We start from the raw sequence: 15,202 nt of genomic DNA on the forward strand, positions 1-15,202 counted from the left end.
CGAGGAACTGCGCGGGTACGGAAGGCGGACCAGTGGCAACTGAACCTCCGTCAGCCAGTTGCAGGTGCTGCCGTTCCCCGGCGCGCAGTTCCTCGCGCCCCCGGTGCAACCACTTCCTAGCGGGCGGCCTTGCGGCGGGAGCCGGGGCGGCGCTCGCTGGGGCGGTAGACGGGCTCGCCCGCCGCCACGGCGGCGTCGCGGCGGTTCGCCCCGAAGTCTGCCAGCGCCTGCGCGAGTGCGGCGGCCGACGGGGCCGGAGCCATCACGTCGACCCGCAGGCCGTGCTCCTCGGCGGTCTTCGCGGTGGCCGGCCCGATGCAGGCGATCACCGTGACGTTGTGCGGCTTGCCGGCGATGCCGACCAGGTTCCGCACCGTCGAGGAGGAGGTGAAGAGCACCGCGTCGAACCCGCCGCCCTTGATCGCCTCGCGGGTCTCGGCCGGCGGCGGGGAGGCCCGCACCGTCCGGTAGGCCGTCACGTCGTCGACCTCCCAGCCGAGTTCGACCAGGCCGGCCACCAGGGTCTCGGTGGCGATGTCGGCGCGCGGCAGCAGGACGCGGTCGATCGGGTCGAAGACCGGGTCGTAGGGCGGCCAGTCCTCGAGCAAGCCGGCGGCGGACTGCTCGCCGCTGGGCACCAGGTCGGGCTTCACGCCGAAGTCGACCAGCGCCTGGGCGGTGGTCTCGCCGACCGCGGCGACCTTGATGCCGGCGAAGGCGCGGGCGTCGAGGCCGTACTCCTCGAACTTCTCCCGGACGGCGCGCACCGCGTTCACCGAGGTGAAGGCGATCCACTCGTAACGGCCCGTCACCAGGCCCTTGATGGCGCGCTCCATCTGCTGCGGGGTCCGCGGGGGCTCGACCGCGATGGTCGGCACCTCCTGCGGGACGGCGCCGTAGGAACGGAGCTGGTCGGAGAGGCCGTGCGCCTGCTCCTTGGTCCGCGGGACGAGGACGTTCCAGCCGAACAGCGGCTTGGTCTCGAACCACGAGTGGGAGGAGCGGTGGGCGACCTGCTCGCCCACCACGGCTATCACCGAGGTGTTCGGGTCCACCGGGGCGGAGACCGGGGAGGGCAGCACCCGGGCCGCCTTGAGGTCGGCCGCGATGGTGGCCAGGGTGGCGGTGAAGGTGCGCTGCCGGGTGGTGGTGCCGGACAGGGTGGCCGAGAGCGGGGCTTCGGGCTTGCGGCCGTTGGCCACCAAGGCCTGGGCGGTGGCCGGGAGTTGGCCCAGCGTGGTGCGGACCACCAGGGTGGTCTCCGGCATCCCGAGGTCGATGTTGCCGCCGGCCAGCAGGCCGGCCGCGTCGACGAAGCGGACGTCGGCGCCCTGGCTGCCGCGCAGCGGGACGCCCGCGTAGGCGGGGACGCCGACCGACTGGGCGACGCCGGGGATCACCTCGAAGGGGATCGCGGCGTTGGCGCAGCCGAGCATCTCCTCGGCGGCGCAGCCGTCCAGGCCCGGGTCGCCGTCGACGGTGCGGACCACGTGCTTGCCGTTGCGGACCGCCTCGGCGACCACGGCGGCCACGTCGGGGCAGTCCTCGCCGACGGTGCTGTGCACCACGACGCCGACCGGACAGTGGGTGCGCACGGCGGCCGCGGTGAGCGGGTCGGCGATCAGCACGTCGGCGGAGGAGAGGACGTCCACCGCGCGCAGCGTGAGCAGGCCCGGGTCACCCGGCCCCGCTCCCAGGAAGGTGCAACGGCCCGCCGGGGCGGCCGGGTTGTGGGCGAGGTTGGCGGCGGCGCTCATCGGGCTCGCTCCCCCATCAGGTTGGCCGCGCCCGCTTCGAGCAGCCGCTCGGCGAGCGCGTGGCCGAGGGCCACCGCCTGCCGTTCGGCGGTCTCGTCGGGGGTGAGCGGACCGTTGGCGGTCATCTTCAGCAGGGTGGCGCCGTCGACGGTGCCGACCACGCCCTCCAGCCGCAGTTCGGTGCCCTGCCAGGTGGCCAGGGCGGCCACCGGGGCGGAGCAGCCGGCCTCCAGGCGGGCCAGCAGGGCCCGCTCGGCGGCGACGGCGGCTCGGGTCGGGGTGTGGTCGAGGGCGCGCAGCACGGCGGCGAGCGCCGGGTCGGCGCACTCGACGGCCAGGGCGCCCTGGCCGGGGGCGGGGAGCATCAGCTCCGGCTCCAGGTGCTCGGTGATCTCGGCCGAGCGGCCGAGGCGGTTGAGCCCGGCGGTGGCGAGCACCACCGCGTCCAGCTCGCCGGCGGTGACCTTGTTGATCCGGGTGTCCACGTTGCCGCGGATGGCCACCGTCTCGACCGTGGCGCCGAGGCCGCGGGCCCAGGCGTTGAGCTGGGCCATCCGGCGCGGGGAGCCGGTGCCGATCCGGACGGGGTGCCCGGAGCCGGCCAGCTTCTCGACCAGCTCGGTGAGGGCCAGGCCGTCGCGGGCCACCAGGGCGTCCCGGCTGTCCTCGCGCTCGGGGACGGCGGCCAGGAAGAGGCCGTCGGGGGCGGCGGTGGGGAGGTCCTTGAGGGAGTGCACCGCCAGGTCGATCCGACCCTCCAGCAGCGCGTCGCGCAGCGCGGAGACGAAGACGCCGGTGCCGCCGATCTGGGCCAGCGCCTCCCGGGAGGTGTCCCCGTAGGTGGTGATCTCGACCAGCTCGACCGGTCGGCCGGTGACCCGCTCGACCGCGCGGGCGACCATGCCCGACTGGGTCATGGCGAGGGCGCTGCGGCGGGTGCCGAGGCGCAGCGGCTGTCCGCCGCCGGTCAGTTGACCATTCATGAGGTGATCGTCCCGGTCATGCTCGTGGGCTGTCTGGTGGTTCATCGGGGGCTGCCCCCCGCGTGTCCGGCATCGGCCGGAGCCGGCGGTCCGGCCTGGGCCGGCGGCCTGGGGCGGGCGCCGGCCGGGGAGCCGGCCACCGCCTGGATCGCCGCCGGGTCCAGGTCGAAGAGTTCGCGCAGCGCGTCCGCGTACCCGGCGCCGCCGGGCTCGGCGGCGAGCTGCTTGACCCGGACGGTGGGGGCGTGGAGCAGCTTGTCCACCACCCGCTTGACGGTCTGGGAGACCTCGGCGCGGGTGCGCTCGTCCAGGTCGGGCATCCGGGAGTTGAGCCGGCCGAGCTCGCTGAGCACGACCTCGGAGGCCATCTGACGCAGCGCCACCACGGTGGGGGCGATCCGGGCCGCGCGCTGGGCGGCGGCGAAGGAGTCGACCTCGTCGGAGACGATGCCGACCACCGCGTCCACGTCCCCGGCGCCGGGGGTGGCGGCGTGGGCCCGGGAGAGGCTCTCCAGGTCGACCAGCAGGGCGCCGTCGAGTCCGTGCACGTCGTGGTCCACGTCGCGCGGCATGGCCAGGTCGAGGAAGGCCAGCGGGCCCTCGCCGGTGCGCAGGGCGGTGGCGGCGGCCACGTCCTCGGCGGTGATCACCACGCCGGCCGCGCCGGTGCAGGAGATCACCAGGTCGACGTCGGCCAGTGCCTCGCGGACCTTGGCGAACTCCACCGTGCGCGCGCCGAGGTTGGCGGCCAGCCGCTCGGCGCGCTCGGCGGTGCGGTTGGCGATCAGCAGGTCGGAGACGCCGGCGCGGACCAGGGTGGCGGCGGCCAGCGAGCTCATCGAGCCGGCGCCGACCACCAGGGCGCGCTTGCCGGCGATCTCGCCGGCCCCGGCGGCGACCTGCTCCAGGCCGAAGGTGACCAGCGACTGCCCGGCCTTGTCGATGCCGGTCTCGCTGTGGGCGCGCTTCCCGACCCGCAGGGCCTGCTGGAACAGCTCGTTCAGCCCGCGCCCGGCGGTGTGCTCCTCCTGGGCCCGGGCCAGCGCGTCGCGCAGCTGGCCGAGGATCTGGCCCTCGCCGACCACCATCGAGTCCAGGCCGCAGGCGACCGAGAAGATGTGGTGCACCGCCCGGTCCTCGTAGTGCACGTAGAGGTGCGAGGTGAGCTCTTCGAGGTCGACGCCGCTGTGGTGGGCGAGCAGCAGGGAGAGCTCGGCGACGCCCGCGTGGAACTTGTCCACGTCGGCGTAGAGCTCGATCCGGTTGCAGGTGTTGACCAGCGCGGCCTCGGCCACCGCGGGGGCGGCGGCCGCGTCGTGCAGCAGGCGGGCCGGGGTCTCCCCCGTGAGCGCGGCGCGCTCCAGCACGGTGACGGGCGCGCTGCGGTGGCTCAGCCCGACGACGAGAAGACTCATGCCCGCCCCTCGGTGATGCGGATCCGACGGATGCTCATGCGGGCATCACCGCCGAGAGGTCGCCCTCGCCGGCCTTGGCGGCGGGCTTGCCCTTGGCCGGCTCGGCCTTGGCGGTGCCGCCGCCGGCGGCCCGGCGCAGCTTGGCGGCGGCGGCCCGGACCGGACCGGGGGCCCGGTCGAGCACCGAGTCGCCCTGCCCGGGCTCCTCGCCGGCCTTGCGCTGCTCGTGGAAGGCGAGGATCTGGAGCTCTATGGAGAGGTCCACCTTGCGCACGTCCACGCCGTCCGGGACGGTCAGCACGGTCGGGGCGAAGTTCAGGATGCTGGTCACGCCGGCCTCCACCAGGCGGTCGCAGACCTGCTGGGCGGCGCCGGGCGGGGTGGTGATCACGCCGATCGAGACGTGCTGGCTCTCCACGATGGACTCCAGCTCGTCCATGTGACGGACCGGCAGGCCGGCCGCGGTGGAACCGACCACGGCCGGGTCCGCGTCCAGCAGGGCGGCCACCCGGAAACCGCGGGAGGCGAAGCCGCCGTAGTTGGCGAGCGCGTGGCCGAGGTTCCCGATGCCGACGATGACCACGGGCCAGTCCTGGGTCAGGCCCAGCTCGCGGGAGATCTGGTACACGAGGTACTCGACGTCGTAGCCGACGCCGCGGGTGCCGTAGGAGCCGAGGTAGGAGAAGTCCTTGCGGAGCTTCGCCGAGTTGACCCCGGCCGCGGTGGCCAGTTCCTCGGATGAGACGGTGGGGACCGAGCGCTCGGAGAGCGCGGTCAGGGCCCGCAGGTAGAGGGGGAGGCGGGCGACGGTCGCCTCCGGGATGCCCCGGGCACGCGAGGGTCGGCGCGCGGCGCCCGGTTCGGGCGTCTGCGAGGTGCTCTGGGTGGATCGGCCGATTGCCACGGTGCTCCTGTGGGTGAAGCTGGGCTTTGGCAGCCAGGCTATGCGTTTGTGAACGTGTGCACAAAGATGGTGTCCGTTTTGTCCGCCCACAGTGACGCGCATCACGCGGCGGCGGCACGTCCTGGAGCCGACCGCGGACTGCGTCAGGTCGCACCGTACCGGACCGGGGCGGACGGTCACCGCCGCGCGCCGGACGCGGAGGGCACCGGGGCGGTGGCCCGGGCGGTCAGCACCGTCGGCGCCTCGACCCCCCGGGGCCACGGGCCGAGCACCGCCTCGCGGCGGATCAGCGGCAGCTCGCCGGCCCGGCGGCGGGACGGCGCGGCGCCCAGCCGGGGCCAGGGCAGCCCGGCCGCCTCGTGCAGCGGGGCCTGCCACTCGGCCCGGGCGGCCAGGTGGCGGAAGAGCTCGGCGGTGGCCCGGGCGTCGCCGAGCGCGGTGTGCGCGGGGTACCAGCCGAGGCCGGCGGTCTCCACGCAGGCGGCCAGCCCGTACCCGCCGGCCCCGGGCAGGCGGGCCCGGGCCAGGCGGAGGGTGCAGAGCGCGGGGACCGCGGGCAGCGGCACCCCGATGCGGGCGAACTCCCGCTCCAGGAAGGCCCGGTCACAGCTGACGTGGTGTCCGACCAGTACCCGGCCGCCGAGCAGGTCGAGCAGCAGCGGGGCCAGCTCCCGGAAGCGCGGGGCTCCGACCACGTCGCCCTGGGCGATGCGGTGCACATGGGTCGGACCGACCGGCCCGACCGGGTCTATCAGGGTGGAGAACTCGCCCTCCGGGCGGAGTTGGCCGTCCAGCAGCACCACGCCGACCTCGACCATCCGGTGCCGCCACGGGCTGCGGCCGGTGGCCTCGACGTCGACCACGGCGAACCCGCCCCGCGGGGGCGGCAGTTGTCGACCGGGGAGCATGAACGCCCTCCTCCGTCATCCAGCCCCCGGCGGACAGAAACGTGTTAGATCGTAAGCCGACCATCAGGCGTTTCCTAAGCCGATCCTCATATTCGAGACAACGATTCGGAGAAGCACCCCCGCCGATCGGAGGGGTACCGGCCCGGGCTCAACCGCCCAGCGCCGCCCGCAGCCTGCGCTCGTCGACCCGCCAGAAGTCGTGCTGCTTCCCGTCGATCAGGGTCACCGGGATCTGCTCCCAGTACCTGCGGTACAGCTCCTCGTCCTGGAGGATGTCCCGCTCCTCGAAGGTGCTGCCCAGCTCCCCGGTGACCCGGGCGATCACCTCCCGGGCGTCGTCGCAGAGGTGGCAGCCGGGCTTCCCGATCAGGGTCACGGTCCGCTCGGCCGGCTTCTTGGAGGTGTCGCGTCGCAGCAGTGGGCTCACCCGCCCCATTGTGCCCGCCGCCGCACCGGCCGCCGAGGGGCCGCGGGCGCGTCCGCCGGTGGGCTCCCGTTCACCCTCCCTGAAGGCGCTGGTCACGAGGAGAGTCCCGGCGGCTGGCTATGCTCGGTGGCATGGTCGCCCTGAGAAGGCTCACGCGGGTACGGCAGGCGCCGGACGAGCAGACGGTGCTGGCCGGCGAGGCAGCCGCCGACGCGGCGCGGACACAGGCCCCCGAGGGGGACCACCAGCCGACCCCGGACGACCCGCGGGCCGCCGCCTTCTTCGACTGCGACAACACCATCCTGCGCGGCGCGGCCATCTTCTACCTCGGCATCGGCCTGTACCGGCGGAAGTTCTTCACCCGGCGGGACATGGCCCGCTTCGCCTGGCAGCAGGCCTGGTTCCGGGTGCACGGCGCCGAGGACCCGGCGCACATGGCGGACGCCAAGGACAAGGCGCTCGGCCTGGTCGCCGGCAAGCGGACCAGCGAGCTGGAGGAGATCTGCGAGGAGATCTTCGAGGACGTCATCGCCCGGAAGATCTGGCCCGGCACCCGGGCCCTGGTCCAGCTCCACCTGGACGCCGGCCAGCGGGTCTGGCTGGTCACCGCCGCCCCGCAGGAGGTGGCCCGGATCATCGCCCGGCAGCTCGGGATGACCGGCGCGCTCGGCACCGTGGCCGAGGCGGTGGACGGCGTCTACACCGGACGGCTGGTCGGCGGCCTGCTGCACGGGGAGGCCAAGGCCGCCGCGGTCCGCGCGCTGGCCCGCCGCGAGCGGCTCGATCTGGACCGGTGCGCCGCCTTCAGCGACTCGGCCAACGACATCCCGATGCTCGGCCTGGTCGGCCACCCCTACGTGGTGAACCCCGACTCCGCGCTGCGCCGCCACGCCCGGGCCAACGGCTGGCGGGTGCGGGACTTCCGGACCGGCCGCAAGGCGGCCCGGGTCGGCCTGCCCGCCGCCGCCGGCCTGGGCGTCCTGGCCGGGGCCGCCGCCGCCACCGTGGCCATCAGGCGGCGCCAGCACGCCACCTGACCACCCGTCAGGGTGACGCGCCGGGGACCCGCCGGTCGGCCTCACACGTCCGAGCGAACTCCGGCCCCCGCCGGGGCCGTTCCGAACCCGTCCGGCCGTGACCGGAAGCGATCGTTCGGCGACTCGGGAAAGTCTGGGGTTGCCGGGCCCCGAACCCGGGAAACCAGCCGCCCCGCTCCGGAATCTGTCACCAGGCGTGCACGGTCACTCACTTTGAGGCAGTCTCCCCGCGACACCTTCGGTCAGTTCCAGCCGCATATGCACGCCAAGCGGATCTCAAACGACCACTTCGGCCACAGGGTGTAGCTGTCATTGCACAAAGCGTTATTCTCTCCTGGATGCACGCCACCCACACGTCACCCGTGACGGGGGATCAGGGCGCGTGCTCTCCGCGCAGGCGGAGGTGACCCGTCCACAGTTCTGCCTCTGGGAGTCCCGTGTACCCACCCGTCCGGAACGACGCGCCTGCCTCCTCCCGCCCGTCGCCCCTCACCCTGCGCGGTACCCACCTGGCACGACTGCGCTCCGCGATCCGCGAGTTCGAGCTGTACCTGCCGCAACCCGCGCTGGCGGGCGCGCCGTTGGCGGCCGGCCCCGGCCTCGCGCTGCGCTCCACCACCACCGGCTCCACCCCGACCCGCAGCCGCGGCGCGGTCGGCAGCGGCAGCCGCGGCCGGGCCAGAACCGCGCCCGCGCCCGGCCTGGAGTCCGAGCACAACCCGATCATGGAGCTGGTGGAGCGCGCCCAGAACGGCGAGAGCGAGGCGTTCGGCCGCCTGTACGACCACTACGCCGACACCGTCTACCGGTACATCTACTACCGGGTCGGCGGACGGGCCACGGCCGAGGACCTCACCAGCGAGACCTTCCTGCGCGCGCTGCGCCGGATCGGCACCTTCACCTGGCAGGGCCGGGACTTCGGCGCCTGGCTGGTGACCATCGCGCGCAACCTGGTGGCGGACCACTTCAAGTCCAGCCGGTTCCGGCTGGAGGTCACCACCGGCGAGATGCTGGACTCCAACGAGTGCGAGCGCAGCCCCGAGGAGTCGGTGCTGGAGTCGCTCTCCAACGCGGCCCTGCTGGACGCCGTCCGGCGGCTCAACCCGCAGCAGCAGGAGTGCGTCACGCTCCGCTTCCTGCAGGGGCTCTCGGTCGCGGAGACGGCCCGCATCATGGGCAAGAACGAGGGCGCCATCAAGACGCTCCAGTACCGCGCGGTGCGCACCCTGGCCCGACTGCTGCCGCCCGACGCCCGGTGACGGGCGCCGACGGGCCGCCTGACGGTTCGTCAGGCGGACGACCCCGGCCGCCCGGTCGGGTGAAGGCGCGGTCACATGCTCTGCTTAACGCCGACGGGGGGTCGTGCGTAACCGACTCCCCTCACCGCTCGTTGGCCAGCGTGCAAGCCCCCGCCGGGCCGTCGGTCAAGCAGGATCGGCCACGCTCACCCGATGGAGTGGTTTTGGCCCGCCGTGGCAACCGTCCGGCAGGCCGGGGAGTCGACAACGACGAAGGGAGGTGTGGCCCGTGACGGCAAACATGCTGGAGCACCGGCGGGCGAGGGCCTTCGCCGAGGCGCTGGAGGCCCACCACGCGGAGCCCCACCAGGGGGACTTGAGATCGGACGACGGCAGGCCCACCGGCTCCACCGCGATGGCGGAGCTGCTGGGCATGGCGGACGCGCTCGGCGCGCTGCCCGGTCCGGAGCTCGGCGGTGAGGCCAGGGCGCTCCAACGCGCCCAGCTGATGGCCGCGTTCGAGCGGGAGTGGGTGGCCCCGCCGACGGCGCGGGTGCCCCAGCAGCGGCGCCACCGGGCGATCCGCGCCGGGGCACGGCGGCGCTGGGGCCGGCGGCTGGCGATCGGCGGCCTGGTCGGCGCCGTCGCGGTGGGCAGTTTCGCCGGGGCGGCAGCGGCCAGCTCCAACGCCCTTCCGGGCGACACCCTCTACGGCATGAAGCGCGGCCTGGAGGACCTCCGGCTGAGCTGGGCGGGCTCCGACTCCGAGGTCGGCGCGCTGCTGCTGGACCAGGCGTCCACCCGCCTCGAGGAGGCCAGGGGCCTGCTCGACCGGTCGGACACCGGCACCTCGCTCAGCCCGCACACGGTCGAGCAGGTCCGCCGCGCACTGGACGACATGCACGCCGAGGCCCTGCGCGGCCGCGAGCTGCTCCGCTCCGTCTACCGGAGCAACGGCTCGCTCGACCCGATGCGCCGGCTGGCCGACTTCGCCGCCGTCGAGGACGGTCGCTGGGCCTCCGTCCAGGGCCAGCTGCCGAGCCAACTGACCACCCAGGCCAGCAAGGTGAACCACCTCTTCGACGAGATGACCGAGGACGTGGCCCCGCTCAGGCTGGCCCCGGCCCCCGGCCAGGAGAAGGCCAAGGGCAAGGGCGCGCAGGCTCCCGGCGACAGCAGCGGCACCGGCGGTCAGTCGTCGGCCCCCGCCGAGCAGCAGCCGAAGAGCGGCACCGGCAACTCCACCGCCGGCCAGCCCAAGGCCCAGAACCCGGCCAACCCCGGTTCGGGCCAGGGCAGTTCCTCACCGAACGCCAAGCCCTCGCCCAACCTGCTGGACAAGCTGCTGCCCGCCCCGCTCACCGGGAACGGCACCGGCCCGCTCGGCGGCGTCACCGGTGGCGGCAGCAGCCCCTCCGCCGGCACCTCCGACCGCCAGCCGGCCGACCCCGCCCCGGCGGACGGCGCGGCACCGGCCGACCAGCAGCCCCAGCAGGAGCTGCGCATCCCGTCGCTGATCCCCGGTCTGCTCCCGGAGATCTCGCTCGGCTGATCCACCGTCGGCAAGGAGGGGGCGGGGCCACGGGCCCCGCCCCCTCCCCGTCGTCCGTTAGGGGCTGTCTCCTTGATGGGGTCGGATCAGGCCGCGTCGTCGGGGTGCGTGCCTCGGCGGCGCCGAGGAGGGAGTCCATGCGGAGCATCGGCGACTGACGAGAAGCCGGCGAGGTACGTGCCCCGGCGGCGCGGACCCGGCCCCATCAAGGAGGCGGCCCCTAAAAGAAGACCGAGCGGCGCTGCACCAGCAGCTTGTACAGGGTGTGCTGGATGGTCTCCCGCACCTGGTCGGTGAGGTCGAAGACCAGCATCGGGTCCTCCGCCGCCTCCGGCGGGTGCCCGTCGGTGGCGATCGGCTCGCCGAACTGGATGGTCCACTTGGTCGGCAGCGGGATCGCGCCCAGCGGCCCCAGCCAGGGGAAGGTCGGGGTGATCGGCAGGTACGGCAGGCCGAGCGCGCGGGCCAGCGTCCGGGCGTTGCCGATCATCGGGTAGGTCTCCTCCGCCCCGACGATCGAGCAGGGCACGATCGGCACCCCGGCCCGCAGCGCCGAGGCCACGAAGCCGCCCCGGCCGAAGCGCTGCAGCTTGTACCGCTCGCTGAACGGCTTGCCGATCCCCTTGAAGCCCTCCGGCCAGACCCCGACCACCTCGCCGCGCTCCAGCAGCGCCTGGGCGTCCTCCGCACAGGCCAGGGTGTGCCCGGCCTTGCGGGCCAGCTCGCCGACCACCGGCAGCACGAAGACCAGGTCGGCCGCCAGCATCCGCAGGTGACGCCGGTCCGGGTGGTGGTCGTGGATGACGATCTGGGTCATCAGCGCGTCCAGCGGGATCGTCCCGGAGTGGTTGGCGACGATCAGCGCCCCGCCCTCGGCCGGGATGTTCTCGATCCCCCGGACCTCGATCCGGAAGTACTTCTCCGCCAGCGGGCGGAGCATCGAGAGCAGCACCTCCTCGGTGAGCTCCCGGTCGAAGCCGAACTCGTCCACCTCGTAGTCCCCGGTGACCCGGCGGCGCAGGAAGGCCAGCCCGTCGGCGGCCCGCTGCTCCCAGCCCTTGCCCAGCGCCCGGGTGGCGGCGGCGCCGATCGGCCCGGCCAGCGCACCGCCGACGGCGTCCGCGATCCGGTCGGCCAGCGCGGGGGCCGGCTCCTCCGGCTGCCAGCTGGGCGCGGACTCGATCGGGATCACCTTGGCCCCGTCGGGCACGGGCTCGTTGGCACTGGACATCGCGTCCTCAGCTCCTGGTCGGGGTCTGACGGGTCAGCAGCTCCGCCAGCCGGTCGGTGGCGGCGGCCAGCCGGCCGGGCGGCAGCAGCCCGACGGTCTGCGCGGCCGCGAAGTCGGCGAAGGCGTCCGGGGTGGAGCGGCCGGGCTCCCAGCCGAAGGTCTCCCTGAGCTGACCGGTGCTCACCACCCGGCCGTGGCTGAGCAGCTGGATCTGCTCCGGCGAGATGTCGGCCAGGCCGGTCCAGCGGGCCGCCCCGGCGGCCAGCCCGAGCGCGGGCCCGAGCAGCGGCACGGTCGGCCGGCCGAGCCGGCGGGCGCACTGGGAGAGCAGCAGCACGCCCTCCCCCGCGACGTTGTAGGTGCCCGGGCGGGCCTGCTCGGTGGCGGCCCGGTGCAGGATGTCCACCGCGTCGTCCTCGTGCACGAACTGGAGGCGCGGGTCCCGGCCCAGCACGGTGGGCAGCACCGGCAGCGCGAAGTAGTCGCTCAGCGGGGTGTCCCCGGCCGGGCCGACGATGTTGGCGAAGCGCAGCACGGTGACGGCCACGTCGGCGCGGCGCCGGGCGAAGCCGCGGACGTAGCCCTCGACCTCGGTGGCGTCCTTGCCGAAGCCGTCCCGGGGCAGCGCCCTGGGCAGCGTCCGCTCGCCGAAGACGGCCGGGTCGCGCGGGGCGGAGCCGTAGACGGCGGTGGTGGACTTGACGACCAGTCGGCGCAGGCCCGGGGCCTTCTGGCAGGCACCGAGGAGCTGCATGGTGCCGATGACGTTGTTCTCCTTGGCCGCCGCGCGGCTGCCGGTGCCCGCGCTGACGTCCAGGTGCACCACGGTGTCCACGGCGTGCTCGGCCAGCACCCGGGCCACCGCCGGGCGGCGCAGCTCGGCCCGCACGTACTCGACCCCGTCGGCGGCCATCCCGCCCCAGGGCTCCCCGCTGTCCAGCCCGACCACCCGGTCGATCCCGGGCCGGGCGGCCAGCCGGGCCGCGAACCTCGCACCGAGGTGCCGGGCCACGCCGGTGACCAGCACGGTCTTCCCCACGCCTGCCGCCCCTCTCGAACGCCCTCTCTGCCGCACCGTACCGGAAAAAGGCGACCGCCCGCCCCGGCCGGAGCCGGGACGGGCGGTCTTCACACCCAGGCGCGCCAGGGCGCGACCGTGGGGTGTTACTTCTTGTTGCGACGCTGCACGCGAGTGCGCTTCAGAAGCTTGCGGTGCTTCTTCTTGGCCATACGCTTGCGACGCTTCTTGATGACAGAGCCCACGGAACTACCCTCGCTCACTGAGACTCTCGTCCGTGAGAGACGGAGTCCATACGACTGACGGAGGGCCTAGCCTACCGTCCACGCCGGATAAGCCGTAATCCTGCCCCGCCGAGGCGGGAACAGGGCGGCGATCAGGCGCTTTCCAGTCGTACGTAGGACTCCCTCAGGTACTCGTGGACGGCCTGTTCGGGGACCCGGAAGGAGCGGCCCACCCGGATCGCGGGCAGCTCTCCGCTGTGCACGAGGCGGTACACCGTCATCTTCGAGACCCGCATGACCGAGGCGACCTCGGCCACCGTCAGGAAGACGACCTCCTGCAAAGGGCGTTCTCCGGAACTCATGGACTTCACCCGACCCTTGTCCCGTGTGCAAGGCACCGGCTTCCCCTCCGGTGACTCCACCGACACACGTGTATCCCCAGAGTAGTTAAGGGTGGTACCAGTGGGAAGGGGGAGGAACTCACTCCGAGTACGGTGCGAGGTCCGCCCGTTGCAGTACGTAGTCACTCAGCGCTCTGTAGCAGTCGGGCTGCGCTCCGTCGTCCACCGGGACGGCCACCGCGACGGTGCCCTCGGCCTCGGCGGCGAACGGCGCGACGTCGTTGCAGTCGGCGATCCCGCCCGCCGGGATGCCCAGCCGGCCGGCGCCGCAGAGCCAGCCGTGGTCGCCCAGCACCAGGTCGGGCAGGGGTTCGCCGGCCTCGGCGAGCGCGGTCAGGGCCAGCCGGACCGGCAGCGGGGAGTGGGTGTGCAGCAGCTCCGCCGCGCCCCCCGCCGTGCTCTCCGCCGAGCGGACCACCAGGACCGGGCCGAGGGCGTCCAGGCGGCAGTGCCGCGTACCGGAGGGGGTGGGCTCGCGGAAGCGCGCGCCCAGCGCGGGCGTGCGCAGGGTGCAGCCGGCCCGCTCCAGCGCGCGGGCCAGCGCGGTGTGGAAGGCCGTCAGCTTGGCCGGGTGCCCGGTGCCCGCCAGCACCGTGCCGCGGCGGCGGGCGGTGGCCGCCAGCAGCGCGGCCAGCCGGTCCAGCGCGGCCACCGTCCTGGCCGGGTCGATGACGTCCGGGCCCTCGGTGTAGGCCGGCTCCGGCCGCACGCCGACCTTCGCCACCATCAGCCCGAGCACGGCCTCCTCGTCCCAGCGCCGCTCCGGGTCCAGGCCCATCAGCGCCTTGGGGTCGGCCTGGGCGAACAGGCGGTAGTGGCGGAGGTTGTTCTGACGGCTCGTCGGGATCTCGGGGCCCGCCAGCCTGTGCCGCAGCAGGTGCGCGACCAGCTCCTCCCGCCCCGTCACGGCAGCAGTCCGTGGTGCGGGAAGACGGCACGGCGGGCGGCCAGAACCGCCTGGTCGAGGCGGTCGCCGGGGTCGTAGCCGTCGTCGAAGTCGCGCCAGTCGAGGCGGGCGCCGTCGGTCATCCGGGCCGGGCCGGGCCGGCCGGTGAGCTTCAGGGCCTGCTCGCGCCAGGCGGGCGGCACCTCGGTGGCCGGGTCCAGGGGGTGGCCGGTGGCGGTGGCGACCAGGTGGGTCCAGGCGGCGGGGACCACGTCGACCACCGCGTACCCGCCGCCGCCGAGGGCCAGCCAGCGGCCGTCCGCGTACCGGTGGGCCAGGTCGTGCACCGCACCGGCCACCAGCCGCTGGGCGTCCAGACTGACCGCGAGGTGGGCCAGCGGGTCCTCCAGGTGGGTGTCCGCGCCGTGCTGACTGACGATCACCTGCGGGCGGAAGGCGCCCAGCAGCTCGGGCACGAAGGCGTGGAAGGCGCGCAGCCAGCCCGCGTCGCCCGTACCGGCCGGGAGCGGCAGGTTCGCGGCGGTGCCGGGGGCGTTCGGCCCGCCGGTCTCGGTGGACCAGCCGGTCTGCGGGAAGAGGCTGGCCGGGCTCTCGTGCAGGGAGACGGTGAGCACCCGGGGGTCGTCCCAGAAGGCCTGCTGGACGCCGTCGCCGTGGTGCACGTCCACGTCGAGGTAGGCGACCCGCTCGGCGCCGAGCTCCAGCAGTCGGGCCACCGCCAGCGCGGGGTCGTTGTAGACGCAGAAGCCCGCCGCCCGGTCGGGCATCGCGTGGTGCAGGCCGCCGGCGAAGTTGACCGCGTGCCGGGCCGCTCCGCGCCAGACGCTCTCGGCCCCGGCCACCGACTGGCCGGCGATCAGCGCGGAGGCGGTGTGCTGGGCGGCGAACGCCCAGTTGTCGTCGGTGCCCAGGCCGTGCGCCGGGTCGCTGCGGTCCGGCTCGGCGGCGATCCGGCGGACGGCGTCCAGGTACTCGGCGGTGTGCACCAGCCGCAGGGTCGACTCCCCGGCCGGCGGCGCCGAACGGACCGTCACCCCCGGTGCGGTGTCCAGCCCGAGGGCCTCCACCAGCCGCATGGTGAGCGCCAGCCTGGTCGGGTCCATCGGGTGGCCGGGGCCGAAGTCGTAGGCGGTGACGCCCTCGTCCCAGTACAGGTGGAGGCCGCAGCTGTCCTCGGGCCCGGGCCGTGCGTTCATGGGC

15 protein-coding genes are annotated in these 15,202 nt (G+C 74.4%); 3 read left to right on the forward strand and 12 right to left on the reverse strand.

Annotation, left to right across the window (positions count from 1 at the left end; all coding sequences use genetic code 11):
• Positions 1-116: 116 nt before the first annotated feature.
• The 6 genes from ACWCYY_RS29565 to ACWCYY_RS29590 all read right to left on the reverse strand — a co-directional run bounded on the left by ACWCYY_RS29565 (position 117) and on the right by ACWCYY_RS29590 (position 6,403).
• A complete protein-coding gene (locus ACWCYY_RS29565; protein WP_345289271.1) occupies positions 117-1,757 on the reverse strand; it encodes a bifunctional uroporphyrinogen-III C-methyltransferase/uroporphyrinogen-III synthase in 1,641 nt (546 codons plus the stop codon).
• Complete coding sequence (gene hemC / locus ACWCYY_RS29570) at positions 1,754-2,740, reverse strand: hydroxymethylbilane synthase (RefSeq protein ID WP_449797770.1); 987 nt, start codon at positions 2,738-2,740, stop codon at positions 1,754-1,756. The genes ACWCYY_RS29565 and hemC overlap by 4 nt, the downstream gene beginning before the upstream one ends.
• A 41-nt stretch (positions 2,741-2,781) precedes the next feature.
• Entirely contained in the window at positions 2,782-4,155 is a 1,374-nt protein-coding gene (locus ACWCYY_RS29575) for a glutamyl-tRNA reductase (RefSeq protein WP_345289269.1), read from the reverse strand.
• 34 nt (positions 4,156-4,189) lie between these two features.
• On the reverse strand, positions 4,190-5,059 hold the full coding sequence (locus tag ACWCYY_RS29580) for a redox-sensing transcriptional repressor Rex (protein ID WP_345289268.1): 870 nt from the start codon (positions 5,057-5,059) through the stop codon (positions 4,190-4,192).
• Between the two features lie 176 nt (positions 5,060-5,235).
• Positions 5,236-5,967 (reverse strand): 3'-5' exonuclease, encoded by a 732-nt coding sequence (locus tag ACWCYY_RS29585; RefSeq protein ID WP_449797771.1) that lies wholly within the window; start codon positions 5,965-5,967, stop codon positions 5,236-5,238.
• Positions 5,968-6,115: 148 nt separating this feature from the next.
• Entirely contained in the window at positions 6,116-6,403 is a 288-nt protein-coding gene (locus ACWCYY_RS29590; RefSeq protein WP_449797787.1) for a glutaredoxin family protein, read from the reverse strand.
• Between the two features lie 122 nt (positions 6,404-6,525).
• On the opposite strand from ACWCYY_RS29590, the gene ACWCYY_RS29595 reads away from it, so the two are divergent.
• The 3 genes from ACWCYY_RS29595 (at position 6,526) to ACWCYY_RS29605 (ending at position 10,221) form a co-directional block, all read left to right on the forward strand.
• Positions 6,526-7,431 (forward strand): HAD family hydrolase, encoded by a 906-nt coding sequence (locus ACWCYY_RS29595; RefSeq protein ID WP_449797772.1) that lies wholly within the window; start codon positions 6,526-6,528, stop codon positions 7,429-7,431.
• A 437-nt stretch (positions 7,432-7,868) separates the two neighbouring features.
• A complete protein-coding gene (locus ACWCYY_RS29600; RefSeq protein ID WP_380149573.1) occupies positions 7,869-8,690 on the forward strand; it encodes an ECF subfamily RNA polymerase sigma factor, BldN family in 822 nt (273 codons plus the stop codon).
• Positions 8,691-8,958: 268 nt separating this feature from the next.
• The gene (locus tag ACWCYY_RS29605; protein ID WP_345289264.1) at positions 8,959-10,221 is read left to right on the forward strand and encodes a DUF5667 domain-containing protein; all 1,263 of its coding nucleotides are present in this window, start codon (positions 8,959-8,961) and stop codon (positions 10,219-10,221) included.
• 220 nt (positions 10,222-10,441) lie between these two features.
• On the opposite strand, the gene ACWCYY_RS29610 is transcribed toward ACWCYY_RS29605, so the two are convergent.
• The 6 genes from ACWCYY_RS29610 to ACWCYY_RS29635 all read right to left on the reverse strand — a co-directional run bounded on the left by ACWCYY_RS29610 (position 10,442) and on the right by ACWCYY_RS29635 (position 15,198).
• Positions 10,442-11,452 carry a lysophospholipid acyltransferase family protein gene (locus ACWCYY_RS29610; RefSeq protein WP_449797773.1) on the reverse strand — a complete coding sequence of 337 codons (1,011 nt, stop codon included), beginning with the start codon at positions 11,450-11,452 and terminating at the stop codon, positions 10,442-10,444.
• Between the two features lie 7 nt (positions 11,453-11,459).
• On the reverse strand, positions 11,460-12,491 hold the full coding sequence (locus tag ACWCYY_RS29615) for an NAD-dependent epimerase/dehydratase family protein (protein WP_345289262.1): 1,032 nt from the start codon (positions 12,489-12,491) through the stop codon (positions 11,460-11,462).
• A 125-nt stretch (positions 12,492-12,616) separates the two neighbouring features.
• Positions 12,617-12,733 (reverse strand): 30S ribosomal protein bS22, encoded by a 117-nt coding sequence (locus tag ACWCYY_RS29620; RefSeq protein ID WP_449797774.1) that lies wholly within the window; start codon positions 12,731-12,733, stop codon positions 12,617-12,619.
• Between the two features lie 113 nt (positions 12,734-12,846).
• Positions 12,847-13,056 (reverse strand): helix-turn-helix domain-containing protein, encoded by a 210-nt coding sequence (locus ACWCYY_RS29625; protein WP_057231645.1) that lies wholly within the window; start codon positions 13,054-13,056, stop codon positions 12,847-12,849.
• Between the two features lie 118 nt (positions 13,057-13,174).
• On the reverse strand, positions 13,175-14,002 hold the full coding sequence (locus ACWCYY_RS29630; protein WP_449797775.1) for a phosphatase: 828 nt from the start codon (positions 14,000-14,002) through the stop codon (positions 13,175-13,177).
• The gene (locus ACWCYY_RS29635) at positions 13,999-15,198 is read right to left on the reverse strand and encodes an acetoin utilization protein AcuC (RefSeq protein ID WP_345289259.1); all 1,200 of its coding nucleotides are present in this window, start codon (positions 15,196-15,198) and stop codon (positions 13,999-14,001) included. Before ACWCYY_RS29635 ends, ACWCYY_RS29630 begins: the two co-directional genes overlap by 4 nt.
• Positions 15,199-15,202: the final 4 nt, after the last annotated feature.

Source organism: Kitasatospora sp. NPDC001664, assembly GCF_053596675.1.